20 protein-coding genes and 2 pseudogenes are annotated in these 25,593 nt (G+C 73.1%); 15 read left to right on the top strand and 7 right to left on the bottom strand.

Annotation, left to right across the window (positions count from 1 at the left end; genetic code table 11):
- A pseudogene (locus HMPREF3159_RS00680) lies at window positions 1–441 on the bottom strand (5'-methylthioadenosine/S-adenosylhomocysteine nucleosidase); the annotation flags it as partial.
- 124 nt (window positions 442–565) lie between these two features.
- Between HMPREF3159_RS00680 and HMPREF3159_RS00675 the strand changes: the two are divergent.
- Window positions 566–1,501, top strand: a complete 936-nt coding sequence (locus HMPREF3159_RS00675) for an alpha/beta hydrolase fold domain-containing protein (RefSeq protein WP_070499096.1) — start codon at window positions 566–568, stop codon at window positions 1,499–1,501.
- Between the two features lie 9 nt (window positions 1,502–1,510).
- Here HMPREF3159_RS00675 and HMPREF3159_RS00670 read toward each other — a convergent pair whose 3' ends face one another.
- Both HMPREF3159_RS00670 and argS read right to left on the bottom strand, forming a co-directional pair.
- Window positions 1,511–2,218: a lysoplasmalogenase family protein gene (locus HMPREF3159_RS00670; protein WP_070499095.1), complete on the bottom strand. Its 708-nt coding sequence runs from the start codon at window positions 2,216–2,218 to the stop codon at window positions 1,511–1,513.
- A gap of 133 nt (window positions 2,219–2,351) precedes the next feature.
- The gene (gene argS / locus HMPREF3159_RS00665) at window positions 2,352–4,109 is read right to left on the bottom strand and encodes an arginine--tRNA ligase (RefSeq protein WP_070499094.1); all 1,758 of its coding nucleotides are present in this window, start codon (window positions 4,107–4,109) and stop codon (window positions 2,352–2,354) included.
- Between the two features lie 81 nt (window positions 4,110–4,190).
- Between argS and HMPREF3159_RS00660 the strand changes: the two genes are divergently transcribed.
- From HMPREF3159_RS00660 to HMPREF3159_RS00620, 9 genes are all read left to right on the top strand, one after another.
- Window positions 4,191–4,610 carry a YccF domain-containing protein gene (locus HMPREF3159_RS00660; protein WP_070499093.1) on the top strand — a complete coding sequence of 140 codons (420 nt, stop codon included), beginning with the start codon at window positions 4,191–4,193 and terminating at the stop codon, window positions 4,608–4,610.
- A gap of 2 nt (window positions 4,611–4,612) precedes the next feature.
- Window positions 4,613–5,110, top strand: coding sequence for a flavin reductase family protein (locus HMPREF3159_RS00655; protein ID WP_070499092.1), 498 nt, complete (start codon window positions 4,613–4,615; stop codon window positions 5,108–5,110).
- Window positions 5,107–6,042, top strand: a complete 936-nt coding sequence (locus HMPREF3159_RS00650) for an alpha/beta hydrolase (RefSeq protein ID WP_070499091.1) — start codon at window positions 5,107–5,109, stop codon at window positions 6,040–6,042. The genes HMPREF3159_RS00655 and HMPREF3159_RS00650 overlap by 4 nt, the downstream gene beginning before the upstream one ends.
- Window positions 6,039–7,499 carry an alcohol acetyltransferase gene (locus HMPREF3159_RS00645; RefSeq protein ID WP_070499090.1) on the top strand — a complete coding sequence of 487 codons (1,461 nt, stop codon included), beginning with the start codon at window positions 6,039–6,041 and terminating at the stop codon, window positions 7,497–7,499. Before HMPREF3159_RS00650 ends, HMPREF3159_RS00645 begins: the two co-directional genes overlap by 4 nt.
- Window positions 7,496–8,161 carry a DUF6320 domain-containing protein gene (locus HMPREF3159_RS00640; protein ID WP_070499089.1) on the top strand — a complete coding sequence of 222 codons (666 nt, stop codon included), beginning with the start codon at window positions 7,496–7,498 and terminating at the stop codon, window positions 8,159–8,161. Before HMPREF3159_RS00645 ends, HMPREF3159_RS00640 begins: the two co-directional genes overlap by 4 nt.
- A 113-nt stretch (window positions 8,162–8,274) precedes the next feature.
- The gene (locus HMPREF3159_RS00635; protein WP_070499088.1) at window positions 8,275–9,981 is read left to right on the top strand and encodes a DUF7937 domain-containing protein; all 1,707 of its coding nucleotides are present in this window, start codon (window positions 8,275–8,277) and stop codon (window positions 9,979–9,981) included.
- A 51-nt stretch (window positions 9,982–10,032) separates the two neighbouring features.
- Window positions 10,033–11,346, top strand: coding sequence for a uracil-xanthine permease family protein (locus HMPREF3159_RS00630; RefSeq protein WP_070499087.1), 1,314 nt, complete (start codon window positions 10,033–10,035; stop codon window positions 11,344–11,346).
- Window position 11,347: 1 nt separating this feature from the next.
- Complete coding sequence (locus HMPREF3159_RS00625; protein WP_141748005.1) at window positions 11,348–11,527, top strand: hypothetical protein; 180 nt, start codon at window positions 11,348–11,350, stop codon at window positions 11,525–11,527.
- Window positions 11,528–11,722: 195 nt separating this feature from the next.
- On the top strand, window positions 11,723–13,627 hold the full coding sequence (locus HMPREF3159_RS00620; RefSeq protein ID WP_070499086.1) for a BCCT family transporter: 1,905 nt from the start codon (window positions 11,723–11,725) through the stop codon (window positions 13,625–13,627).
- 59 nt (window positions 13,628–13,686) lie between these two features.
- Here HMPREF3159_RS00620 and HMPREF3159_RS00615 read toward each other — a convergent pair whose 3' ends face one another.
- Both HMPREF3159_RS00615 and HMPREF3159_RS00610 read right to left on the bottom strand, forming a co-directional pair.
- Complete coding sequence (locus HMPREF3159_RS00615) at window positions 13,687–14,697, bottom strand: ornithine cyclodeaminase (protein ID WP_070499085.1); 1,011 nt, start codon at window positions 14,695–14,697, stop codon at window positions 13,687–13,689.
- A gap of 549 nt (window positions 14,698–15,246) precedes the next feature.
- Window positions 15,247–15,510, bottom strand: coding sequence for a hypothetical protein (locus tag HMPREF3159_RS00610; protein WP_070499084.1), 264 nt, complete (start codon window positions 15,508–15,510; stop codon window positions 15,247–15,249).
- Window positions 15,511–15,747: 237 nt separating this feature from the next.
- Here HMPREF3159_RS00610 and HMPREF3159_RS00605 point away from each other — a divergent pair, with 237 nt between their 5' ends.
- Window positions 15,748–17,364, top strand: a complete 1,617-nt coding sequence (locus tag HMPREF3159_RS00605) for an NAD-dependent epimerase/dehydratase family protein (RefSeq protein ID WP_070499083.1) — start codon at window positions 15,748–15,750, stop codon at window positions 17,362–17,364.
- A gap of 218 nt (window positions 17,365–17,582) precedes the next feature.
- Window positions 17,583–17,735: a hypothetical protein gene (locus HMPREF3159_RS17290; RefSeq protein WP_168165355.1), complete on the top strand. Its 153-nt coding sequence runs from the start codon at window positions 17,583–17,585 to the stop codon at window positions 17,733–17,735.
- A 10-nt stretch (window positions 17,736–17,745) separates the two neighbouring features.
- On the opposite strand, the gene pulA is transcribed toward HMPREF3159_RS17290, so the two are convergent.
- Window positions 17,746–20,961, bottom strand: a complete 3,216-nt coding sequence (pulA, locus tag HMPREF3159_RS00600; protein ID WP_083305726.1) for a pullulanase-type alpha-1,6-glucosidase — start codon at window positions 20,959–20,961, stop codon at window positions 17,746–17,748.
- 246 nt (window positions 20,962–21,207) lie between these two features.
- Here pulA and glsA point away from each other — a divergent pair, with 246 nt between their 5' ends.
- From glsA to HMPREF3159_RS00585, 3 genes are all read left to right on the top strand, one after another.
- Window positions 21,208–22,251 (top strand): glutaminase A, encoded by a 1,044-nt coding sequence (glsA, locus tag HMPREF3159_RS00595; protein WP_070499082.1) that lies wholly within the window; start codon window positions 21,208–21,210, stop codon window positions 22,249–22,251.
- Between the two features lie 148 nt (window positions 22,252–22,399).
- The gene (locus HMPREF3159_RS00590; RefSeq protein WP_070499081.1) at window positions 22,400–23,230 is read left to right on the top strand and encodes a DUF5926 family protein; all 831 of its coding nucleotides are present in this window, start codon (window positions 22,400–22,402) and stop codon (window positions 23,228–23,230) included.
- Window positions 23,227–24,624, top strand: a complete 1,398-nt coding sequence (locus HMPREF3159_RS00585) for a glycosyltransferase family 2 protein (RefSeq protein WP_070499080.1) — start codon at window positions 23,227–23,229, stop codon at window positions 24,622–24,624. Before HMPREF3159_RS00590 ends, HMPREF3159_RS00585 begins: the two co-directional genes overlap by 4 nt.
- On the opposite strand, the pseudogene HMPREF3159_RS00580 reads toward HMPREF3159_RS00585, so the two are convergent.
- Window positions 24,625–25,593, bottom strand: a pseudogene (locus HMPREF3159_RS00580) (hypothetical protein); the annotation flags it as partial.

The following is a 25,593-nucleotide window of genomic DNA, read 5'->3' as shown; positions in this document are numbered from 1 at the left end:
CTCGTCGGCGCGGGCGGCGCGCTCGGCCCGGTCCGCCCAGGCCGTCTCGGCCACGATCCGCTCGGGCCCGCCGGGCAGCTGCCCGGGGGCGTAGCCGAAGGCGGTCGCGTCCGCGATCGACCAGGCGAAGGTCTCGCCCACGATCACGGTGCCCACCTCCACGTCGGCGGCGAGGCCGCCGCAGGAGCCGGCGGCGACCACGAGGGCGGGGGAGAGGGTGAGGACGCCCCAGGTCGCGGCCGCGGTCGCGGCGGCGACGCCGATGCCGGTGGTGACCACGACGGCCTCGGACCCGCCGAGGCGACCGCGGACGGCCGCGACCGGGGCGGGGAAGGGGACCTCGACGGGGGCGGGGTCCTCGAGGCGGGAGGTCAGCGGCGCGGCCTCCTCGGGCATCGCGACGAGGACCAGCAGGGGAGCGGGGGCGGAGGTCTCAGGCATGCTCGAAGCGTACCGGCGGGACGGAGCCCGGCCGGTGCCGCTCCCGCACCGTCCAGGCGGGGTCGTTAGCCTGGGCGGACCGGCACAGAGGCGGCCCGAGCGGCCGCGGACAGGAGGGCAAGCGATGGGTCGCATCCGAGACGCCGTGGTGACGGGGGCTCGCGCCGCCGCGAGGATCCCGATCCCCTCCGCCCTCACCCATCAGGCGCTGCGCGAGGCCCGCAGCCCGCAGCCTCCCTCGCACGTGCTGAAGTCCCATGCGATCGAGCAGGAGATGATCGGCCGCACCCGCACCGTCTGGCTGGACCGCCACCACCGCGGTAACGGGCTGATCATCCACCTGCACGGCGGCGCCTACGTCTCGGGCCCCTTCACCAGCGACTGGGCGTGGCTCTCCCGGCAGGTCGAGGCGCAGGACTGCGCCGGGCTCATGGTCGACTACCGCAACGCCCCCGACCACCAGCACCCCGTCGCCCGGGACGACGTCGAGGCGGTCCTCGCCGCGCTCGCGGCCGACGGACGGCTGGGCGAGGGCCCGTGGGTGCTCAGCGGCCAGCACTCCGGCGGCGGGCTCGCCGTGGTCGTCGCGCGGCGACTGGTCGAGCAGGAGTCCGAGGCGCTCGCGCCGGTGCCCGCCCCGGCCGCGATCGTGCTGATGTCGCCCTGGCTGGACCTGGAGCTGTCCGCCGCGTGGATGAGCGAGACGGACCAGTCCGATCCGGTGCACGAGCGGCGCCTGCTGCGCGATGCGGCCCGCCGCTATGCCGGGCGCACCCCGCTGGACGATCCGGACCTCTCCCCGATCAACCGGGGCCTGGAGGGCCTGCCGCCGCTGCACCTGAGCGTCGGCCAGAAGGACCTCTTCGCCTCCGACGCGCGGGTCGCGCGGCTCCAGCTCGAGGAGAACGGCGAGGAGGTCGCCTATCGGGAGATCGGCGGCCGCCTCGGGCTGCAGCTGATCCCGCGCAAGGGCGAGGACATCGAGCGGCTGCACCGCGAGCAGTCCGAGCTGATCGGCCGCGCCCTGGGCCGGAAGGGCCAGGAGGGCCGGGAGGGCTGAGCGGCCCCGTCAGCCCTCGACGATCACGAGCGAGGGGGCGGGGGCGGCGACGGTCCAGCGGTGCCGCGGCATCGCCTGCACCAGCCCCGCCACGAGCAGGGCGTGGCCCACCAGGTAGGTCAGCATCACCAGCTCCGTGCTGAACGCGATCGCGGCGCCGGGCAGGAACCAGTCCATCCCCAGCAGCGAGCTCGACAGCAGGAACAGGGTGCCTCCCGTCCAGGTCAGGCCGTTGCCGCCGGCCGAGAGGAAGGCCATCGTCGCCAGCGCCACCGCATAGGCGGCCACCATCGGCAGCAGGGAGCCGGCCCCGTCCGCGCAGGCGACGAACAGCCCGACCACCACGGCACCGTAGGGGATCGCGAGCGCGATGCGCATCGGGTCGCGGGAACGGGTCCACAGCGGCACGAGGGCGGCCGAGTAGCAGATCAGCGCGCCCAGGAAGCCGACGACGGCGAGCATCCCGCTGCCCTCGACGGGGACCTGCCCCACGCTGTCGCCGATCCATGCGCAGGCCAGGGCACCGAGCATCAGCCCCGTCGTGCGGGAGCGGTACGGGGCCGCGGTGAGCACCACGGCGATGAGCAGCGGGTCGAACATCGGCTGGGTGATCCGGCCGATCAGATCCGCGTCGGCCAGGAGCGCGCCGAGGTGGACCAGTGCGAGGAGCGCATAGGCGCCCCACAGGGCGCGATGGGCCGAGCGGATCGTGGACACCGTCTCAGCGTAGGAAGCAGATCCTGGCTCTGACCAGGGATCGACCGCCGGACTGGGGCACGTTTGGGTAACGGCGGACACGGTTCGGTCACGACGGGGGAGGGATGTCCGAAATGCCTCCCCGGGGGTGCCCTCACATCTGCTGCGGCGCCTCCACCCCGAGCGCGTCGAGGCCCTCGACGAGCACCCGCTCGGCGAGCTGCGCGAGGGCGAGACGGCCCGCGCGCACCTCCGCGTCGTCCTCCTTGAGGATCGGGGAGGCGTCGTAGAAGGCGGTGAACGCCTGCGCGAGGGAGAAGAGATACGCGCACAGTCGGTGCGGCTCGTACTCCGCGCCGACGGAGGCGAGGACCGGGCCGAAATCGAGCAGCTGCAGCGCGAGCGCCCGCTCCGCGTCGTTCACGACCAGGGGCGCGGCCGCAGCGGTGACGCCGGCCGTCTCGGCCCGTCGGCCGATCGAGCGGATCCGGGCCACCGCGTACTGGAGATAGGGCGCGGTGTTGCCGGTCAGCGCCAGCATCCGGTCGAGGTCGAAGGTGTAGTCCGAGTCGTGCGCGGTGGAGAGGTCGGCGTACTTCACGCCGCCGATCCCGATCGCGTGCGCGATCTGCTCGCGCTCCTCGTCGGAGAGGTCGGGGCGCAGCTCGTCGATGACGGTGCGGGCCTTCGCCACCGCCTCCTCCAGCAGCGCCATCAGCCGCAGCGAGGCGCCGGAGCGGGTGCGCAGGATCTTGCCGTCCTCGCCGAGCACGGAGCCGATCTTCACATGGGTCGCCTCGACCTCGTCAGGCAGCCAGCCCGCCTCCCGCGCGGTGGCGAACACCATCCGGAAGTGCAGCTCCTGCGCGGTGCCGACGACATAGGCGATGCGGTCCGCCCCGAGGTCCCGCACGCGATGGCGGATCGCGGTGAGATCGGTGGTGGCGTAGCCGTAGCCGCCGTCGGACTTGCGGATGATCAGCGGCAGCGGCTGCTCGTCGCGCCCGGTGAAGCCCTCCGGGAACACGCACAGCGCCCCGTCGGAGATCCGGGCGATCCCGGCGGTCTCCAGATCGGTGCAGGTGGTCTCGAGCTGGTCGTTGTAGGTCGACTCGCCGGCGAGGTCCTCGTCGGTCAGCGTCACGTCCAGCATCTCGTAGATGCGGTGGAAGTACTCCTTGGACAGCCCCACCAGGTGCGTCCAGATGCGCAGCGACTCGGCGTCCCCGGACTGGAGGGTCGCCACGCGCCGACGCGCTCGCGCGGCGAAGCCGGACCCGCCGTCGGCGGCGGCCTCGGAGGCGTCGAACTTCGCGCGCGCCGCCTGGTAGAAGGCGTTGGGGTCGGTGGTCAGCAGCTCCGCCTCGGCGCTGTCCTCGCCCACCTCGAGGAGGTGCTCGATGAGCATCCCGAAGGGGGTGCCCCAGTCGCCGATGTGGTTCTGGCGCACCACGGTATGGCCGAGCTTCTCGAGGGTGCGAGCGATCGAGTCGCCGACGACCGTGGTGCGCAGATGGCCGACGTGCATCTCCTTGGCGACGTTCGGCGCCGAGTAGTCGAGCACCACGGTGTCCGCCCGCTCCGGGGAGGGGACGCCGAGGCGGGCGTCGGCCGCGAGCTCGGCGGCCTGCGAGGCGACCCAGTCGGTGCGCAGGCGGATGTTCAGGAAGCCGGGACCGGCGATCTCCGGTGCCTCCGCCATGTCCGAGAGGTCCACGGCGGCGAGGATGTCCGCGGCGATGTCGCGGGGCTTGCGGCCGAGGCGCTTGGCCAGTCCCATCGCGGCGTTGCACTGGAAGTCCGCGAACTGCGAGGGGCGGATGATCGGATCGGCGTCCGCGAACTCGGGCCCGAAGGCGGCGGCGAAGGCGGACTGGAAGCGCTCGGTCAGCGCGATCTCGGGAGCTGGCATGCGTCCCAGGGTAGTGGCCCTCCCGCACGGTCGGGGGACAGCCCCCTGGCCGCGGACAGCAGCGGTGCCTACCCTGGCCCCATGCGTTCCCTCCTGAGCCTGGTCCTGAACATCGTCTGGCTGCTGACCGCCGGCTGGTCGCTCTTCCTCGGCTATCTCGTCGCCGGGATCCTGGCCTGCCTCCTCGTCGTCACGATCCCGTTCGGACTCGCGTCCTTCCGCATCGCGGGGTTCGTGATCTGGCCCTTCGGCCGCGAGGTCGTCGACACCGGCCGCGGCGGCGCCGCCGGAACGATCGGCAACGTGATCTGGTTCGTGATCGCCGGCTGGTGGCTCGCGCTCGGCCATGTCGTCACCGCGCTCGCCCAGGCCGTCACGATCATCGGCATCCCGCTCGCGTGGGCGAACCTCAAGCTGATCCCCGTGACCTGCTTCCCCTTCGGCAAGGAGATCCTCGGCGCGGACTCCGCCCGCGCCCGCATGCTCCCCACCGCGCGGTGAGCATGGCGCATCACGGCGTCGACCAGGACGAGTACCGCCGCCTCAGCGACCTGCTCGCCGTGGGCCTGGCCGTGGTCAGCACCCGGCAGGGGCCCCACGACCTGCTCGTCACCGTCGACTCCTATCTCGACATCTCCTACGACCCGCCGACGATGGGCCTGGCCCTGTACGGGCTCTCCCGCGCCGCGGAGGCGGTGGAGGAGGCGGGCCACTGCTGCCTGAGCCTGCTCGCCGAGGACCAGCAGGCGCTCGCAGACCGCTTCGGCACTCCCGGCGCGCCGCTGCAGGGGATGCTCGCCGGGATCGAGGCGGGGCGCACCGCCGACGGGGACGCGATCCTCCCCGGCGCGCTCGCCCACTTCGCGCTGCGCATCCAGCAGGGCGTCGACGCCGCGACCCACCGCCTGCTGATCGGTCCCGTCGTCGAGATGGGGCAGGGCGGCGCCGAGGCGGGGCCCGCGATCCGCTTCGCGGGGGAGAAGCGGGAGCTGCGGCCGTGAGCGCCCTGCTGCGCCTGGCCCTGCGGGCGGTCGCCCGGGCCGGCCGCTTCGACCTGCGCGAGGACTACCAGCGCGTCCGCGCCCTCCAGCGACGTCTGGCCTCTCTGCCGACGGCCCGCTACCGCACCCCCACCTGGGACACCTTCTCCGACGCCCCCGACGGGCACCGCGTGCCGGTGCGGGTGTTCGCGCCGACCGAGCGGCGCCGCGAGGACCTGCTGCTGTTCTTCCACGGCGGCGGCTGGGTCACCGGCGACATCGAGAGCTACACCCCCGCCTGCGCCACCATGGCGGACCTCACCGGCTGCCGCGTCGCCTCCGTCGACTACCGCCTCGCCCCCGAGCACCCCTTCCCCGCCGGGCTCGAGGACTGCTACGGCGTCGCGCGCGGCCTGCTGGAGGACCCGGGCCGGGCGGGTCTGACGGACCCGGACCGGATCGTCCTGGTCGGGGACTCGGCGGGAGGGAACCTCGCCGCCGCCGTCTCGCTGCTGCTGCGCGAGAGCGGCCACCGCATCCCCTCGCGCCAGATCCTGCTCTACCCGGTCACCCACTACGACCACGACCCCGCCACCTCCCCCTTCGAGTCCGTGCGCCGGCTCGGCGACCGCTACCGGCTCACCAGCACGGAGGTCCAGGACTATCTCGACCTGTACGTCCCGTACCCCGCGCTGCGCCGCAGCCGACTGGTCGCCCCGCTGATGGCTGAGGACCTCTCCGGACAGCCGGACACCCTCGTGCTCAGCGCGGGCCTGGACCTGCTGTGCGACGAGGGGGAGGCCTACGGCCGGGCGCTCGCCGCGGCCGGGAACCGGGTGCGCGTCCACCGCCTCGAGGAGGCGCTGCACGGGGTGATCACCCTGCCCCGCTTCGCGCGCCCCCTGAAGGAGGCGTACGTGGTGATCGACGAGTTCCTGGAGCAGGGGCCGTGAAGCTCTCCCTGCCGGTCCGGCGACGGCACTGGGTGCGCCTGGACAACGCCTCGAACATCTTCCTCGCCGCCCGCAGCGACGTGGACACCAAGGTCTTCCGCATGGCCGCCGAGCTGGACCACGAGGTCGACCCGGCGCTGCTGCAGGAGGCCCTGGACGTGACCTACGAGCGCTTCCCGCTCTACCACGCGGTGCTGCGCCGCGGCGTGTTCTGGTACTACCTCCAGGACAGCGACCTCCGCCCCGTCCTCGAGCCGGAGACCGAGCACACCTGCGCCCCGATCTACCAGGCCGACCGCCGCACCCTGCTGTTCCGCGTCGTCCACCACCGCCGCCGGGTGAGCCTCGAGGTGTTCCACGCCCTCTCCGACGGGACCGGGGCGCTGTGGTTCCTCGCCGCACTGCTGGAGGAGTACTGCCGTCGCCGCTTCGCCCCCGAGGGCACGGCGGACGCGGCCGGCTCGGACGAGCTGGAGGTCCACGAGCTGGCCGCCGACTCCTTCGCCCACCACTTCCGTCGGCGCACACGGGCCGAGCGCGCCGCCCGGGCGCGGGAGGAGCAGGAGCGGGCCGCGCACGAGGAGGAGTTCAGCCGCGAGGCCGTCTCCGCGATGCTGCGCGCCGAGGAGGAGGAGCCCGAGATCGCGGAGGAGCCTGCGGGAGAGGACTCCGACACCCCCGACCCGGCCTCGCTCGCGCCGCGACGGGTGCTGCGCCTGCGCGGCACCCGCACCCCCGACCACCGCACCCGCGTCCTCGAGCTGACGATGCCGGTGGCGCCCGTGCTCGCCCTCGCGAAGGGGGAGGGCGTGGCGATGTCGATGTTCCTCACCGCCGCGTTCTTCGAGGCGATCCGCCGCACCGGCGCGCTGGAGCGGGACGCCCGCGGCGCCCGCACCCTCGCCGCCTCGGTGCCGGTGAACCTGCGCCAGTTCTTCCCCTCCGACTCGGCACGCAACTTCTTCGCCACGATCACCGTCTCCCACACCTACGGCGCCGGCGGCGACTCCCTCGGCGAGGTCGCGCGGCGGCTCCAGCAGGACTTCGGCGCCGAGGCGAGGCCGGAGGCGCTCGAGGGGAGGCTGCGCCGCCTGATCCGGGTGGAGCGCGCTCCGCTGGCCCGGATCGTGCCCCGCCCGCTCAAGGACGTGCTGCTGGGGCTGGCCAACCGGGCGAACAACCGTTCGCTCACCGTCGCGATCTCGAACCTGGGCCGGGTGACGCTGCCCGAGGCCGCCGCCCCGCACGTCGGCCGGATGCTCTTCCACGTCTCCGCCGCGCGGCCCCAGTTCTGCGCCATCTCCCACGCCGGCCTGCTCACGATCTCCTTCACCTCGCCCTTCGTGGAGACGGAGCACGTGCGGGAGTACGCGCGGATCCTCACCGAGGCCGGCATCGAGGTGTCCGTGGCCGCGTCCCGGACCACCGAGGCGGAGCTCGCGGAGGTCGGCCGATGAGGAGATGCCCCGACTGCGCGGTCGGCGTCGAGGGGGAGTGGACCCGCTGCCCGCTGTGCGCGGCGACGCTCGAGGGCACCGCCTCGCCGAGCCCCTATCCGGCGGTGCCGCTGCGCTTCCGGCGCCGCCGCGTGCTGCGCGTGCTCACGCTGACCTCGCTCGCGGTGATCGCACTGTCCTTCCTCGCCCAGCTGCTGTTCCGTCCCGAGGAGCAGGGCCTGGGGGCGCTGCGCTCGGTGTGGCTGGGCGTGGTCGCGACCTGGCTGGTGGTGCTGGTCGCGGTGGGCAAGCGCCGCAACCTCGCGAAGTTCATCGTCTATCTCGTCGCGCTCGCCGGCGGCGTCTGCGTGTACTGGGACTACCTGAGCGGCTGGGACGCCTGGTCCCTCACCTTCGTGGTGCCGATCCTGTGCGCCGCCTCCCTGATCGGGCTGGTGATCACGGTGCGGGCGGTGCGGATGCAGGTGGGCGACTACATCGTCTATCTCGGGCTGACGGTGCTGCTGGGGCTCACTCCGATCGTGTTCCTGGCGCTGGGCTGGGTGGGCACCGTGATCCCCTCGGCGATCTGCGGCGGCCTGAGCGTGCTCTCGATCGTGCTGCTGCTGACGGTGCGCGGCGGCGCGGTGCGGCAGGAGCTGGCCACGCGCCTGCACCTGTAGCGAAGATCCCACGGCGTGCCGACGGCCCCTGCGCCCCCGCGCTCCCTAGGATGCGGGGGGCAGGCTTGCACCCGGGCGACCGTCCGGGCGACGAACAGCAGGAGAGAAGGTCGATGGACAGGGATCCGCGCTCGGAGGAGGACCAGGACGCCGACTGGATCTTCGCCATCGACGACCCCCACAGCCTCCCGACCGACCGCCTTCCCGGCCGCGAGGAGTTCGACCGCTACGCCCAGCCGCTGCTGGCACGCCGCGGGAAGGGTCCGGCGCTGCCGGACCAGGACCGCCCCGGCGCCGAGCCTGACGCGGTCACCGGCGCGATCCCCGTGGTGGAGGGCGAGGAGGACGGCTCCGACGGGGCCGACGGCGCTGACGCCGAGACCGTCGCCCCGCTCGCCCGCCCCCGCGTCGTCTCCTATGCCCGCTCGGGCACCACCCCGAACGCCGAGGACGACGAGATCCCGATCGCCGGCTTCCAGCTGCCGGAGCGCTTCAAGGACCTGGGCCTGTTCGACGCGCTGCGCGACGTGCTCGCCCTGATCTGCCTCACCTCCGCCCTCACCACGACCTTCACCGTCGCGGACAACCCGGTCCTGGATCTGCTGGGCCGGATCTCGATCGGCGTCGCGCTCGCCGGACTGGTCGCCGTCCACGCCCTGCGCTGGGTCCCCGCCGCGCCGCCGTTGCGCGCGATCCGGACGCTGCGCGTGGCGGGCATGGCCCCCGCCCTCGTCATCGCCCTGCTCGTGCTCGGCGCCGACCTGGTCCTCTCCCTCCCGGTGCTCTTCGACCCCCTGCCCGACGGACCCCCCGTCGGGGTCGGCGTGGGCGTCTCCCTGCTGCTGCTCGGCGCGATCCTCGGCATCGAGCCGCGCGCCCACGAGGGCTATCTCCCGCAGGAGCGGGCTCGTCGCGCCGCTCGACGGCTGCTCCTCGGGGTCGGGACCGCCGCGGCCGCCGCGCTGCTGCTGGCGCTGGTGATGATCGTCGGCCGCCTGTTCACCACCGGCTGGGCGTTCTCGCTGATGACCTTCGCGAACACGCTGATCTCCGCGCTGCTGCTGGCCGTGGTGCTGGCCGCCGCGCTGCGCCGGGAGCGCTCCTGGTACGTCTTCTCCACCGCCGTCGTCGCCGCTCTCGCGATCGCGGCGCTGGCCGACAACACCCTCGGGCTGCAGTTCGCCGCCCCGATCAGCGTCGCCCGCGGCTTCGTCTACCTGCCCTTCCTCTTCGCCGCGCTGGGGCTGATGATCTCCCGCTCTTTCGTGCGCTCCATGCCGCTGTCGTTCCGCCGCACCGACTGGCTGGTGTACTCGGTGCGCGCCCTCGAGCTCAGCGCCCTGATGCACTCCGCCGCGGTGCTGTGGCACCTGATGGGCGCCCTCGCGGCGACCTCCGTGCCCCGCCCCGGCGGCCCCGTCCTCCACCTGGTCGACGCCGCGGTCTGCGCCTGCTTCGTGCTGGTCTCCGTCTTCGGCCGCACCGCGCTGCTCTCCCGCCCCGCGGTCAGCGCCCGGGCCAGCGGGGTCGTCGCCTCGCTCGTCCTGGTCGTCGTCGGCTTCCTCGACGTCATCGTCAGCTCGATCGCGACCGCGAGCGGCGCGGGCCTGGTCACCGGCGGCGTCGCCCTCGTGCTCGGCATCGCGACCGCGCTCATGCTCACGGTCCCCGCCCCCGTGCGGGACGAGTTCGGCGCCCCGGACATCACCCGCATGTTCGCCGACTTCCGCGCCCGCGACAACGGTCGCGTCTCCCTCCTCGACCTGGTCCCGGACGTCTCCGACGCCACCGCCGAGCGGAATATCTTCCCCGGCCGCTGACCGGCCCGCCGGCCGGCTGCGCCGGCGCCGTCCCTCCCCCCTTGGAGAACCATGTTCCGCTGGAGCCTGCACGGAGACGGCCGCACCGTCGCCCCCGACGCGATCGTCCTGCCCGAGGAGCGGCTCGCCTGGCCGCTGACGATCGGGATCGGCGCCCAGCACGTCATCGCGATGTTCGGCGCGACCTTCCTGGTCCCCGTCATCACCGGCTTCCCGCCCTCGACCACGCTGCTCTTCTCCGGCATCGGCACCCTGCTGTTCCTCACGATCACGCGGAACCGGGTGCCCAGCTATCTCGGCTCCTCCTTCGCGTTCATCGCCCCGATCACCGCCTCCACCCAGGCCGACTCGATGGGCGCCGCGCTCGGCGGGGTGCTCGTCACCGGCGTGCTGCTGGCCCTGCTGGGCCTGCTCGTGCAGCGGATCGGCACGGGCTGGATCGGCCGGCTCATGCCGCCGGTGGTGATGGGATCGATCGTCGCCCTGATCGGCCTGAACCTGGTGCCCACCACGTACCAGAACAACTTCTCGCAGGCCCCGGTCACCGCGACCCTCACCCTGATCGCGATCCTGCTGTGCACCGCCCTGTTCCGCGGGCTGCTGGGACGCATCAGCGTGCTGGTCGGCGTGGTCGTCGGCTACCTGATCGCGCTCGCCCGCGGCGAGGTCGACTTCACCCCGGTGCGGGAGGCGGCCTGGCTGGGCCTGCCCGAGTTCCACCACCCGGAGTTCAATCTCGGCCTGCTGCCGATCTTCCTGCCCGTGATCGTGGTGCTGCTGGCGGAGAACGTCGGCCACGTGACCAGCGTCGGCACCATGACCGGGAAGAACCTCGACCACATGGTGGGGCGCACCCTCTTCGCCGACGGCGCCGCGACCGCGCTCTCGGCCACCTTCGGCGGCTCGCCGACGACCACCTACGGCGAGAACATCGGCGTCATGAGCGCGACCCGCGTCTACTCCACCGCCGCCTACTGGGTCGCGGGCCTGGTGGCGATCGGCCTGTCCCTCTCCCCGAAGGTCGGCGCGCTGATCAACACCATCCCACCGGGCGTGCTCGGCGGCGTGACCTTCGTGCTCTACGGGCTGATCGCGATCGTCGGCTTCCGCATGTGGATCGACGGGAAGGTCGACTTCGCCCGTCCCGTGAACCAGATGACCGCGGGAGTCGCCCTCGTCATCGCGATCGCGGACCTGCACTGGGAGGTCGGCGGCTTCGCGTTCACCGGCATCGCGCTGGGGACGGTGGCGGCGCTGGTCGTCTTCCACGGCATGCGCGGCATCGGCCGCCTCACCGGCACCGAGCGCGGCCCGGCCGACGGGCGCGCCGACCAGGATCAGGAGCCTGCTCGACGCCGGCGATGAGGTGCGACTGGAGCGCACCCGCGTGCTCACGGTCGGGGTCGTCGGCTTCGTGGGCCTGGTCGCCCTCGCGGACGTGCTCGGACGCACCCTGATCGCCCCCGCCCGAGTGCCCGCCGGGCTCAAGCTCTCGCTGATCCGGGCGCCGTACCCGGTCTGGCTGCTCTGGCGCTCGCGAGTGTGATGAGCCACGTGCGCCGGGTCGGGCATGTGAGTTCCCCGACCGTCGCGTCGGACGGCGCGACCGCGCGTGGACGCGTGCTGAACTGCGCAGATGCCGGTTGTCTGACCTTCGGACTCCGGATCGACCTATTCTCGACATACCCTGGGCATCCTGCACAGTTGGTGGGAATCCGATAGTCGACAAGAAGGGACCGCTATGAGCAGCTCAGGTCACGACCAGGGAGCGGAGGCGGCCTCGCAGGGCTCCGACATCTCCGCATGGCCCGAAGAGCTCCCCAGGACCGTTCATCTCCCCCGGTCCCAGCAGATCGCCACCGACGACTCCGACGACGAGATCACCGAGAAGCTGCGCCGACAGGGCGCGCGCATCAGCAAGGGCACGATCGCGCCTGCCGTGTTCTGGCCCGCGATGGCCGTGATCCTCGGCGTCGCCCTGCTGTCGGTGCTGTTCCCCGAGAGCGCCGGCAACGTGATGGAGACCTCGCAGGGCTGGATCGTGGCGAACCTCGGCTGGTTCTACATGCTGGCCATCGGGGTCTTCGTCGCCTTCGCGATCATCGTCGCGCTGTCCTCCTGGGGTTCGATCCGCCTCGGCCGGGACGACGACGAGCCCGAGTTCGGGCTGCTGTCCTGGTTCGCGATGCTGTTCTCCGCCGGCATGGGCGTGGGCCTGGTCTTCTACGGCGTGGCCGAGCCGCTGAGCTACACCACCACCGCGCCGAAGCCCGGCTGGGACGTCGAGGGCGTCGAGGCCTCGGGCCTCGCGATGGCGCAGACCTTCCTGCACTGGGGCCTGCACCCCTGGGCCGCCTACGCCGTGATCGGCCTGGCCATCGCCTACGCGATGCACCGCCGCGGCCGCCCCGTCTCCATCCGCTGGGCCCTCGAGCCGATCTTCGGCGACCGGGTGAAGGGCTGGATCGGCGACGTCATCGACGTGCTCGCCATCTTCGGCACCGTCTTCGGCATCGCGACCTCGCTGGGCCTGGGCGCCCAGCAGATCGCCGCCGGCATGCAGGTCATCGGCCTGGTCGACGAGGTCACCACGAACTTCCTGGTCGTGCTGATCATCGTCATCACCTTCATCGCGACCCTCTCCGTGGTCAGCGGCGTCGGCGCCGGCATCAAGTGGCTCTCCAACGGCAACCTGACCCTCGCGGGCCTGCTCGCCGTCGCCGCGCTGCTGTTCGGCCCCACCGTGTTCATCTTCCAGAACTTCGTGGAGTCCCTCGGCATCTACCTCAGCGAGGTCTTCCACCTGACCCTCGACGTCGGCGCGTACACCCGCTCCGAGGAGGCGCAGAGCTGGTTCGGCGGCAACACCCTGTTCTACTGGGGCTGGTGGATCGCCTGGGCCCCCTTCGTCGGCGTCTTCATCGCCCGCATCTCCAAGGGCCGCACCGTGCGCCAGTTCGTGGCCGGCGTGCTGCTGGTCCCCACCCTCGTGGGCATGATCTGGTTCTCGATCTGGGGCGGCAACGGCCTGTTCCGCCAGTGGTTCGGTGCCGGCGACCTCGGTGACATCACCGCCGAGGAATCGATGTTCCGCATCTTCGAGCAGTTCCCTGCCACCCAGCTGCTGTCGGTGCTCGGCATCGTCCTGGTCGCGGTCTTCTTCGTGACCTCCTCCGACTCGGGTTCACTCGTCGTGGACATGCTCGCCTCGGGAGGCCACCCGAACCCGCCGATGTGGTCGCGGGTGCTGTGGGCGCTGCTCGAGGGCCTGCTCGCCGCGGCGCTGCTGCTCTCGGGCGGCCTGACCTCCCTGCAGGCAGGCTCGCTGATGACCGCGCTGCCGTTCAGCGTGATCCTGCTGCTGATGTGCGTGGCGCTGGTGAAGGCGCTCAGCCTGGACCGGGCGGTGCTCTCCGAGCACGAGCGGCTCGCCCGCCTGGAGCGGGTCACCGCGCACATCACCGACGAGGTGAGCCGCACCCACGCCTCGACCGACGAGATCGCCTCGCTGGTCGACGACCGCATCGACTACCGCCTCACCCGCACCCGCGGCGGCATCGGTCGCGGCGGTCACCGGACGCGGGTCGGCGGACGCAGCGCGCAGAGCGCGCCCAGTGCCCCGAGCGCGACTCCCGCGGAGGACTGACCCCTCGCGCACGTACTGCATGCCGATGGCCGGCGTCCTGCTCAGGACGCCGGCTGTCGTCATGTCACGAGGGAGAAGAGGTCCTTCGGGTCGTCGGGGTCGGCGACGAGGTCCACCCATCCCAGCAGGTCCGTGCCCTCGGTCGCGTCCAGCGCGCAGCGCAGCGCCGAGAAGTCCCCGAGCGCGAAGCCGACGGAGTCCAGCACCGTCACCTCGGCGTCGGAGGTGCGGCTCGAGGCGTCCCCGACGAGGATCCGCCACAGCTCGGTGACCTCGACGTCGGCGGACAGCTGCTGGATCTCGCCCTCGATCCGGGTCTGCGGCTCGTACTCGACCACCACTCGCGCCTCCTCGAGGATCGTCGGGTCCAGCTCGGTCTTGCCCGGGCAGTCGCCGCCGATGGCGTTGAGGTGCATGCCTGGGCGCACCTGCTCGCTGTGCAGCACCGCGGCCCGGGCCTTGTCCGCCGTGCAGGTGGTGACCACGTCGGCGCCCTCGAGCACGTCCTCGATCGAGCTCGCGGCGTGGATCTCGAAGCCGAGAGGGACGAGGTTGCGCCGCACCTTCTCCACCGCCGCGGCGTCGAGGTCCAGCACGCGCAGACGGTCGATCCCGAGCACGGTCCGCATCGCGAGCGCCTGGAACTCGGCCTGCGAGCCCGCCCCGATCAGGGCGTGGACGCGGGCGCCGGGCAGGGCGAGCTCCCGCGCGGCGAGCGCCGACGTCGCGGCGGTGCGCAGCGCGGTCAGCAGCGTCATCTCGGAGAGGAGGATCGGGTAGCCGTTGTCGACGTCGGCGAGCACGCCGAAGGCCGTCACGGTCTGCAGCCCACGGGCGGGGTTGTGCGGGTGGCCGTTGACGTACTTGAAGGAGTACAGCGATCCGTCGCTGGTCGGCATCAGCTCGATCACCCCGTGCGCGCTGTGGCTGGCCAGTCGCGGGACCTTCTCGAACTCCTCCCAGCGCAGCAGGTCGGACTCCAGATATCTCACCATCCCCGCGAGGATGTTCTCGATGCCGTCGCGTCGGATCCAGCGCATCGTCCCGGGGACGTCGAGCAGGTGCGGCATGGTCCTCTCCTCTCGGTCGGCGCCTCGTCGCGCCGGAGCGAGGGTCGCTCCCGCTCCCAGGGTAGACGCGGACCGGGCCCGGGCGGGGGAGGAGCTCGAGCACGCGCCGCAGGCGCACCACCTCGGCGCGGACGGTGCTCTCGGCGGGGGCGCGTCCCGCGCCCTGTGCGCGCAGCTCCGCCTGGAGAGCGCGCGAGGTCGCGCGGATCAGCGGCAGCACCAGGGGCGCGACCGCGTCCGCGCTGCCGGTGACGTCGAGCACCCCGATCGTCGACCCGGTGCGCGGGCCCAGCACCGGCACGGCGCTGCAGCTCCACGGATGCACCGCCTCGTGGAAGTGCTCCGCGCCCACCACCTGGGTGGGCGACCCGGTGGTGAGCGCGAGCGCCGGGGCGGAGATGCCCATCGCGGGCTCGGACCAGTCGGCGCCGGCGGCGAAGCCCATCGCATCGGCCCGGGAGGTCACGGAGGAGCGGCCCTCGACCCAGAGCAGCCGGCCCTCCGCGTCGCCGAGCGCGACCACGAGCCCCGCGTCGACGGCCGGCTCGATCAGTCGCGAGCGCAGCAGCGGCAGCATCGCGGAGAAGGGATGCGCGCGGCGCACCCGGGCGAGCTCGTCCCCTCGAGGACGGCGCGCGCGGTGCCCGTGCCGTCGGGCAGCGCGGCCAGCGAGCGTCGCCAGGAGTCCAGCACCGGGGCGCGCACCGGCCACGGCGCCTCGTCCGGGACGGTGCTCGCGCGCAGATCCTCGTGCGCTCGCCGCAGCTGGGCCTGGTAGTCGGAATCCGTCGGCGACCAGTCGGTGACGGTCATCCTGCCTCGCTCACGATCCACCTCGTCGTCGTTCGTGCCACAGGTGCGATGACGGTACCCCGGCGGGGGAGGGGTGGCAACGAGATCCGGCGCGGCCGGACAAAGGTCCGGGAGGAGACCGAGCGGTCGGCGTCCGAGCCCTTCCCTTCTCCGCGCGGTCCCGGCGACCTAGGTTGGGACGAGACCGCAGGTGCCATCGCCCCACCGCGTACTCGGTGGGCAGAGGAGGAGCACGCCGTGAGAGTCGCCGTCATCGGAGCCACGGGGAACGTCGGGACCGAGGTGCTCGCAGCCCTCGCCCGCCGGCCCGAGGTCACCTCGGTCCTCGGAATCGCGCGGCGTCTCCCCGTGCGCACCGAGGAGCCGTACGCGAGCGCGGAGTGGGCCGCGATCGACATCGGGGGTGCGACGCCTGCGCAGGAGGCGATCGCCGAGCTCACCGAGGCGCTGCGTGGAGCGGACGCCGTCATCCATCTCGCCTGGCTGATCCAGCCCAACTCTCACCGGGACCTCCTGCGCCGGGTGAACGTCGAGGGGACGGCGCACGTGGGCCGGGCCGCCGCGGAGGCGGGGGTCGGCACGCTGGTGGTCGCCTCCTCGGTCGGTGCCTATTCTCCGTCCCCGGGACGGGAGGTCCGTGACGAGTCGTGGCCGACGGGCGGCGTGCGCACCTCCCACTACAGCGTGGACAAGGTCGCCCAGGAGCAGGTCCTCGACGAGATCGAGCGTATGCACCCCGCGATGACGCTCACCCGCCTGCGCCCCGCGCTGATCTTCCAGGGGGACGCCGGCTCCGAGATCCAGCGCTACTTCCTGGGCCGATGGATGCCCGTGCAGCTGCTGCGCGCCGGGCGGCCGCCGCTGCTCCCGCTGCCGCGCGGGCTGCGGATCCAGGCGGTGCACGCCCGCGACGTCGCTGAGGCGTACGCCGCCGCGGCCGTGGCAGAGGTGCCCGGCGCCTTCAACATCTGCGCGGACGATGTGCTCGACGTGCAGGACCTCGCCCACCTCGTGGGCACGGGGCGAGCGATCGAGCTTCCCGTACCCGCGGTGCGCGCCGCGATCGCCACAGCGCACCGAGCAGGTCTGGTCGCCGCGGACCCCGGATGGCTGGACATGGGCATGAACGTCCCCGTGATGGACAACGCCCGCGCCGACCGCGAGCTGGGCTGGCGCCCCCGTCACAGCGCCGCCGACGCCCTCTCCGAGCTGCTCGAGGGGATGGCCGACGGCCGCGGCACCGGCTCGGTGCCGATGCGTGCGCGCGACAGCCGACGGGCGCGCCTCGCGGTCGACGGGACCTCCGCGGGCGAGGGCGCGGGCGGTGACGCCGGGGCCTCGCCGCGGATCGACACCGGGCTGCTCGGGCTCTACCTCTCCGACCACCTCACCGGGGCCGCCGCCGGCGCATCCCGCATCGACCGGATGGCGGCCGACTACGTGGAGACGCCGGTCCATCCCGTGCTCTCCTCGATCGCCGAGCAGATCCGTGCCGAGCGGCGCTTCCTCCACCAGCTGATCGACGACCTCGGACTGCAACGCCGGCGCTACCGGCAGGCCGCGGCCTGGCTCGGCGAGCATGCGGGCCGTCTGAAGAGCAACGGGCGGCTCGTCGCGCGCTCCCCGATGACGATGGTGCTCGAGGCGGAGCTGATGCGCAGCGCGGTGATCGGCAAACGGGGCAGCTGGCTCACCCTCGCCGACAACGCCCAGGAGCTCGGACTGGACGAGGAGGGGTTCCGCGAGCTCGCCGAGCAGGCACTGCACCAGTTCGAGCAGCTCGAGGCGGTCCACGCCTACGCCCGCCGGCGCGCGTTCCGCACCGACCGCGGGACCTTCGACCCGCCGGAATGAGAGGGACGAGGCGCAGGGCGGCACGGTCGGTCCGTGACGAGCGCACCGACCTCCCTGACCCTGTACCTCGACCGTCTCGTTGCAGCGCTGTCCATGGCGACAGGCTCCGCCGCGCCGCATGACGCGATCCCGGACTCGGCATCCTGGCGGATGATCCGTCCTGGAGCGGACGCGCCGAGGCCGTCGACGAGGTCCTCGCCTCCCACGGCTTCGACGCCGTGGGCGACACGGGCCGCCGCAGCGGCGCCCCCGCCTACGGCTACGACACGACACGCCCCGACGGCGCGCGCCTCCAGCTGTACTCCGTCCCCGGACAGACGGTGATCCGCCTGTCCGGCGTGCCCGTCGACCCCTCGGCCTGCGACGGCTGAGCGCTCCCGCTCACCCCTCGCCCGCGGCGCGCCCCTTCGCCTTGCCGTTCGCGTGCGCGGGCGGGCCCTGCTCCCCGGCGTGCGCGGGGCGACCCTTCTGCCCCGCGTGCTCCGGCGGTCCCGTGCGCTTCCCGTCCTCGCCCGTGCCCTGCTCGGCGACGAACACGGCGACGGTGTGCGCGGGCACGCTCACGGTCCCGGTCTCCGCGTCCCAGCTCGCGCCCTTGACGACCTCGTCGGCGCCGTCCGCCTGCACCTCGTGCAGCGTGTAGCCGAGCCCGGCCATGTGCTCGATCTGCTCGGTGAGCGGCTCGTCGGAGGCGTTGAAGACGGTGACCACGCCGTCGAGGGCGGGGTCGACGTCGGGGCCGACGGTGTCGTCGATCCGCATCACGAGCAGGCCCGGGGTCGCCTCGGGACCGGCGTTCGGGAAGGTGACCTTCTGGCGGATCAGCTCCGCATCGCCGAGGGTGAACAGCGGCGTGGAGGAGCGCAGGCGCAGCAGGTCCAGGGTGACCTCGCTGCTGGACGCGATGTCCTCGGGGGCGGGGTTCTTGGCCGGGTCCTCCAGCATCGGCACCATCAGGTCCCAGGCCTCGCCGTTCTTGCCCTCGGGCGGCAGGCCGTTCGCGTACCCGCTGTCCTGCTCGGTCCAGTCGATGGCGTTGAAGTGGTCGCCGGAGTCGTAGCTGTCGCGGTCCAGGGACTTCGAGCGCATCAGGTCGGTGCCGCCGGCCCAGAAGGAGGGCGACTGGCCCAGCGCCACGGTCGCGAGCGAGAGCGTGTTCATCCGCACGCGCACGTCCATGGGGGCGTCCTGCGGCAGCTTCCACACGTTCATGTCGTACAGCGCCTCGTTGTCGTGCGCGTCGACGTAGTTCACCGTCTCCTCGGGCCGTGTCGCGTACCCGGCCGGCGCGCCGTTGTAGTCCAGCTGATCGCCGCGCACCACCTCGCCGGTGGAGCCGAGCAGCTCGTAGTCGGCGAGGTTGCCCGCCATCCCGAGTCGGATCAGGTCGGTGCGGTGGCGCAGGTCGGTCAGCTGCTCGGCCTCGCCCACCTCTGAGTGGCCGTTCGGCATGGTGGCGAGACCGTTGCCGAAGCCCTGGGAGGTGCGCTTGTCGGTGTCGAAGGGGCTGCCGCCGTGGACGGCGTCGCGCAGCCGGTCGTTGAAGGTGCCGATCGAGGTGCCGCCGAGCTGCCCCTGCGTGGCCTGGGTGAAGCGGGCGTTGCCGGCGACCTCGCCGAAGTCCCAGCCCTCGCCGTAGAGGTAGATGTCCTTGCCGTCCACGCCGTCGGACTCGAGGGTCAGCTCGTCCAGCGCCTCGCGCACGGCGAGCATGTTCTCGCGGCTGTGATGGCCCATGAGGTCGAAGCGGAAGCCGTCGACGCCGTAGTCCCGCGCCCAGGTCACGGTCGAGTCGACCATCAGCTTCTGCGCCATCGTGTGCTCGGTGGCGATGTTCGAGCAGCAGGTGGAGTTCTCGACGCCGCCGGCGAGGTCCAGGCGCTGGTAGTAGCCGGGGACGATGCGGTCGAGCACCGAGCGCTCGGACTGCCCGTGCGCGGCGGTGTGGTTGTACACCTGATCGAGCACGACCTGCAGGCCCATGCCGTGCAGCTCGCCCACCATGGCGCGGAACTCGCGGGTGCGCTCGCCGCCGACCTGGTGGCCCTCGGTCGCGTACGAGCCCTCGGGCGCCATGTAGTGCAGCGGGTCGTAGCCCCAGTTGTAGGCGTCCTCGCCCGCGACGGCCGCGACGGCCTCCTGCTGCGCGGGGGAGGCGGGGCCGGCGTCGGCGGGGATGTCCGGGCGCAGCTGTGCGGCGCGGTCCTCCTCGATGGTGGCGATGTCGAAGGTGGGCAGCAGGTGCACGGTGGTCATGCCCGCCTCGGCGAGCTCCTGCAGGCGCGCGGAGCCGGCCGAGTCCGGGTGGCCGACGGCGGCGTAGGAGCCGCGGATCCCCTCGGGCAGCGCCTCGTCGCCGGCGGAGAAGTCTCGCAGGTGCATCTCGTAGATGGTCTGGTCGGCGAACTGCGCGACCTCGGGGGCGGGCGTGTCGGTCCACACCTCGGGCGCCCAGCGCGGGTCGTCCAGGTCCACGAGCACCGAGTGTGTCGAGTTCACGGTCAGGCCCACGGAGTACGGGTCGGTGACGACGTTGGTGACGACCTGGTCGAGGGCGGGCACGTACACCTCGACCGCGAAGGTATAGGCCTGGCCGGCCCAGTGCTTCCTGCCCTCGAACGTCCACGTGCCGTCCGCGCCGCGCCGCATCGGGTACGTCCGCACGGGGTCCGACGGGTCGGTCGCGGACTCCGCCGGGCCGTGCAGCTGCAGGGTGACGGAGCGGGCGGTCGGCGCCCACAGCGCGAGGCTCGGCGCGCCGTCCTCCCAGCTCGCACCGAGCTGCTGCTCCGCGGCGGCCTCGGCGTAGAGCGCGTCGAGCACGCCGGGGATCTGCAGCCCCGTGAGCACCTCGAGTCCGTCCGTGCCGTGCTGGGCGACGACCAGCTGGCCGCGCAGCGCCTTCTCGAGCACTCCGCGCTCGAGCTCGGGCAGGTCGAGGGCGAGGTGACCGGCCAGGTGCGCGCGGCCGACGAGCTCGTCCTCGACGAGGTCGCCGTCCCGCAGGGTCAGCTCGCCGAGGCTCCTCCCGCCGGTGACCTCGTCGCCGTCGGCGGAGATCCCGCCGCCGGGCGCGGTGAACAGCTCCCAGCGCGTCGCCTCCGCATCGGTCACGAGCTCCGCGGGCCAGGCGATCGTGTCCGTGTCGACGAGGTGGCCGAGCATCTGCCCGTCGCCCGCGACGAGCGAGTCGCCCGCATCGATGGCGAGCTCGTGGGTGGCCGGGTCGTAGGTGAAGCTCACGCGAGCCCCTTCCTGCGTCGAGAAGGTGTAGTTCGCCCCGCCGGGGGCGCCGCCGACACCGTAGTTCTCGTCCCAGGACCCGACGGCGACCTTCACCTCGTAGGTCCCGCTTGGCAGCGCGTCGGTGGTGAAGGTGTGCTTCCCGGTCGCGGCGTCGAGCACGAGCGCGGTCGCCTCGCAGTCCGGCGTCCAGTCCGCGGCGCAGCCCAGCTCGTCCTGGAGCGAGCCGGCGAGCACCGGCTGGTCGGGGGCGAGCGCCTGCACGGCGGGGGCGGCGACGAGCGCGGCGGCCGCGGTGGTCACGAGTGCGGTGAGCAGCGCCAGCGGACGGCGCAGGGCGGGGGAGGGGGACATGCGGGGGACTCCTCTGTCCGGGGGCGGGAGGGGCGCCGCTCTGCAAGATCTTGCAGTGCTGACGCCGCGTCGGTGCGGCCGCGCCCGCCATCGACCCTAGGGCCTGAGAGGAGTCTGCTCAACAGCTTCGAGGAGCCTGCAAGAACTTGCAGCCCGTCACGGCCGACATCGGTGTCGAGCAGCGGCGGTGCGACGGGTCACGAGCGGCGTTCTCGCCCCGTGAGGCGCGGGCGGTACGGTCGGGGCGTGACGGACGCGCAGACCTCCCTGTCCCTGTACCTCGACCGACTCACCACGGCCCTGTCCACGGCGACCGCACCGGCCGATCCGGAGGCGGACCGGCCCGACCGCGGCATCGTCGGCGGCGCCGAGACCGACGGCGAGATCCCCTCCCTCTCCTTCCTCTCCGGCGCGCGCGAGGACCACCTCGGCGTGGCCGTCTGCTCGATCGACGGGGAGATCACCGCCGCTGGCACCGACCACGCCTTCCCGATGCAGTCGATCTCCAAGGCCTTCGCCTACGGCGCCGCGATCGACCTGCACGGCATGGACTACGTCGACGCGGTCGTGGACGAGGAGCCGACGGGGGAGGAGTTCAACGCGCTCAGCATCGACCGCGTGACCCGCAAGCCGAAGAACCCGCTGGTCAACATCGGTGCGATCCGCACCCACGCCATGCTCGGCACCACCAAGGCCGAGCGCACGCAGCGGCTGCGCGCGGTGCTCGACGCCGCGGCGGGACGGCCGCTCGCACCGCACGAGGTCACCTGGCGCGAGGAGCTCAAGAGCGCCGATCGCAACTACGCGCTGGCCTACATGCTGCGCGCCGCCGGCTCGATGACGGAGGACGCGATCGAGGTGGTCGACGGCTACATCGAGGGCTGCTCGGTGCTCACCACCGTCACCGACCTCGCCGTCATGGCGGCGACCCTCGCCTCCGGCGGCACGAACCCGCTCACCGGCCAGGAGGTGTTCTCCCGCGTCGCCGCGCGTCAGGTGCTCTCGGTGATGCTCACCTGTGGCATGTACGACAACGCCGGCGACTGGGTCAGCGACGTGGGCCTGCCCGCGAAGTCCGGGGTGGGCGGCGGGATCATCGCCGCCCTGCCCTCCCGCTTCGGCGTCGCGAGCTACGCCCCGCAGCTGGACCTGCACGGCAACTCGGTGCGCGGAACGCTCTTCTTCGAGCGGCTCAGCGCCGACTTCGCCCTGCACATGCTCGACGGCGTCGAGCCGCGCGAGCTCGAGGAGTGCGCGCGGGAGCTGATGGACGCGGGGACGCACCTGTGAACGAGATGCGGGATATCGACGCCTCGGAGTGGGAGGCCCGCCGCGCGCCGCCTCCACTCCCGCTGCGGCTCCACCGTCGTCGGCCCGAACCCCGAGGACGCGGCCGAGATCGTCATGGAGCACGTTCCCGATCGGTAGACTCCCCGCCATGAGTTCCCCTTCGCGCAACGAGCTGGTCCGTCGCCCCTTCGAGGGCCTCCCGAACGAGCAGGACCTGGTCGCGATGCGCCAGCTGATCCCCGCGGCGACCATGTCGGCGAGGACCACCGAGGAGTACGGCGCGGTCGACGTCGAGCTCGCCACGATCCTGCCGATGGCCTGGCCCGCCGTGCGCCGCACCGACGGCACTGTCACCGTCGGCGTGCAGGCCCCGTTCCCCGGCGGCGACCTCTCCCGCGGGCTCGGTCAGGCGATCCGCCAGGCGGTCGCGCTCGAGCCCGGCAGCCCGATCACCTCCGTCACCCTCGAGGACGACTCCCCGCGCCTGCAGGACGTGCTGGACCTCTCCGGCGACTTCGCGATCCGGGTCCAGGACACCTTCGAGTTCTGGCTCGACCCGAGCGCCGAGCGCACCGGCGAGATCGAGCAGGCGATCACCCAGGCGAACGACTCGATCATGCCCACCCGACCGGTCGAGGGCCTGCCCCACGCCTACTGGGTCGACGCCGGCCCCAAGGAGCACGTGCGCTGGGTGCTGGACGCCGACGAGGATCGCGTCATCGACGCCGTCACCCGCCTGCACGCCCGCCGCGAGTCCGCGCTCTGCGAGGGCGCGAAGTACGTCGGCTCCTTCCGCGCCGAGGGCCTGTCCATCCCCGTCTGGGACCTGCCCAAGGGCGCCGGGGTCGAGGCCGCCGAGGCGGAGGCCGAGGCGTTCCGCGCCCGCTTCGAGGAGGCGCTGACCTCCACCGAGCCGCTCACCGCGATGGAGCGTCGCGCCCGGGGCGGGATCGTCGCCCGTCAGGTGACGCTGCGATGAGCGCCGCGGGGCCGCTGACGGCGCACCGCCCCGAGCGGGTCGCCGTCGTGATCCCCGCCAAGAACGAGGCGGAGCGGATCGAGGCGACCATCGCGTCGGCCCGGGGGATCCCGGGGGTCGACCTGGTGGTCGTCGTCGACGACGGCTCGTCCGACGCCACCTCCGCCGTGGCGATGGGGGCCGACGCCCTGGTGGTGCGGCACAAGACCAACCGCGGCAAGGCCGCGGCGATGGCGACCGGCGCGCAGATGGTCGCGATCCAGGAGGGCGCCGAGCGGGCCGACGGCGGGGAGGACTTCTCCGAGGAGCTGCACGCCGAACCCCGCTCGCCCGGCCACACCGGCCCGCTGCCCGTGATCGACGACCGCGCCTCCGAGCCCCGCGCCCTGCTCTTCCTCGACGCGGACATGGGGGAGAGCGCCGCTGCCGCGCAGCCGCTGGTCGAGGCGGTCCTCGGCGAGGGCGTCGACATGGCGATCGCGCTGCTGCCGCCGCAGTCGGGCGCCGGCGGGATGGGCGTCGTGGTGCGCACCGCCCGCCGCGGCATCCTCCGTGCGACCGGCTGGGAGGCGACGCAGCCGCTGTCCGGCACCCGCTGCATCACCCGCGAGACCTGGGACGCCTGCCAGCCCCTCGCCCCCGGATGGGGCGTGGAGACCTCGCTGACGATCGACGCGCTGACCGCCGGCTTCTGGGTCAAGGAGATCCCCGCCGACCTCCACCACCGCGCCACCGGCAACGACCTGCGCGGCCGCCTGCACCGCGCCGCCCAGCTGCGCGACGTGCTGCGCGCGCTCGCCCGCACGCGCCACCTGAGCCCGGAGCCGGAGGAGGACGCGGAGGAGACACCCGCGGCCCTCCCGGCACCGGCCGAGGAGCAGGAGGTCGCGGCAGCGCCGTCTCCGTCGGAGGCGGCTCCCGCCCCGTCGGCCGGAGACCCCGCACCCCTCCCCGTCGGCGGCGCCGACCACGACGAGGCGAAGGTCTGGGCCGGCCTCGCGGACCTCGACGAGCCGGACGCCGAGCTCGCCGAGCAGCGACGGCTCACCCTCGCGGACCTCCCCGTCGACGGCGAGTTCTCCGACGACGAGACCCGGGCGCTGGGCGATGTGGACCCCGCCGAGCTCGACGCGCTGCTGCGCGCCCTGAAGGTCGAGGGCGACTTCGCGCCCGACGACGTCGTCTATCTCGCCGGCACCGATCTCGAGCAGCTCGCCGAGCGTCTGGACGCCGCGCCCGTCGAGGGCCGCTTCGAGCCGGCGCACGCGGTCATCATCGCCTCCCACCTGCAGGTGGGGGAGCCGCAGATCCCCGCCTCGCTCACCGCGCCGCTCACGCCCGAGGAGTACACCTCCCTGGTCGTGCACGCCGCGGTCGACGCCGAGAACAGCTGATCAGACGCGCTGCTCCGTCGCCCCGTCGGCCGGGAGCGGGTCCGGCAGCGTCGGCGGCAGCAGCGCGAGCCAGATCCCGAGCATCGCGGCGATCAGCACCGGCCCGGTGTCGTTGACGGCGTAGCCCACCCACGCCCCGACCACGAGCGCGATCCGCACCCGGTGCGCGACGGGCTGGGCCGTATCGAGCGCGGCGAGCCGCCGCCACCGCAGCCGGCGCGGCATCAGGATCGCGATCGAGGCGAGCACCGCGAGCACCAGCACCAGCGCGAGCGCCCAGTACCCGGTGGCCATGGCGATGTTCTGGGCGAGCTTGCGCACGATCACGGAGAGCAGCTCGCCGCTGAGCAGCTCGTCGATGAAGCGCCCCAGGTGAGTGCGGTCCTCGGGCGGGCGCAGCCAGTCCAGGAAGGACACCGACAGCACCGCCGCCGCCCCGCCGACGCCGAGGGCGAGCACGTGCCACACCCGCAGCCGGATCCCGGAGACGAGCAGGGCGAGCAGGCCGAAGGCCGGGACCGTGGCGAGGCCCGAGCCGAAGTCCGCACCCATCGACGGCGCGACGCACACCGCGGCGACGGCGAGCCCGACGCCGACGGTCCACAGCACCCGCGCCCGGGGCGTGCGCACCGCCGTGAACAGGCACAGCAGCGCCATCATCGCCGCGGCCAGCACCATCCCGAAGAGGTGGTTGGACAGGCCGTAGAAGCGCCCGCCGGAGATCGGCTGCGCCCCGAGCGGGGAGGAGAGCTGCAGTCGCGATCCGAACGCGGACTCGGCCAGGATGATCACCGCGATCAGCGCCGCGGAGACGCCGACGGGGCCGAAGCGGCTGCGGCGCCAGGGCCCGGCGAGCACGAGCACGGACAGCAGCGCGCACCCGCCCCACACCACGCCCGCCAGGGCGAGCGTCGGGCTGCCCGACCGCCACCACGGCACCAGCGAGGCGCACAGCCCCACCGGCAGGGC

Source organism: Brachybacterium sp. HMSC06H03 (genome assembly GCF_001807385.1).
GTDB classification, from domain to species: Bacteria; Actinomycetota; Actinomycetes; order Actinomycetales; family Dermabacteraceae; genus Brachybacterium; species Brachybacterium conglomeratum.
This window is presented reverse-complemented; position numbering and strand designations above follow the sequence as displayed.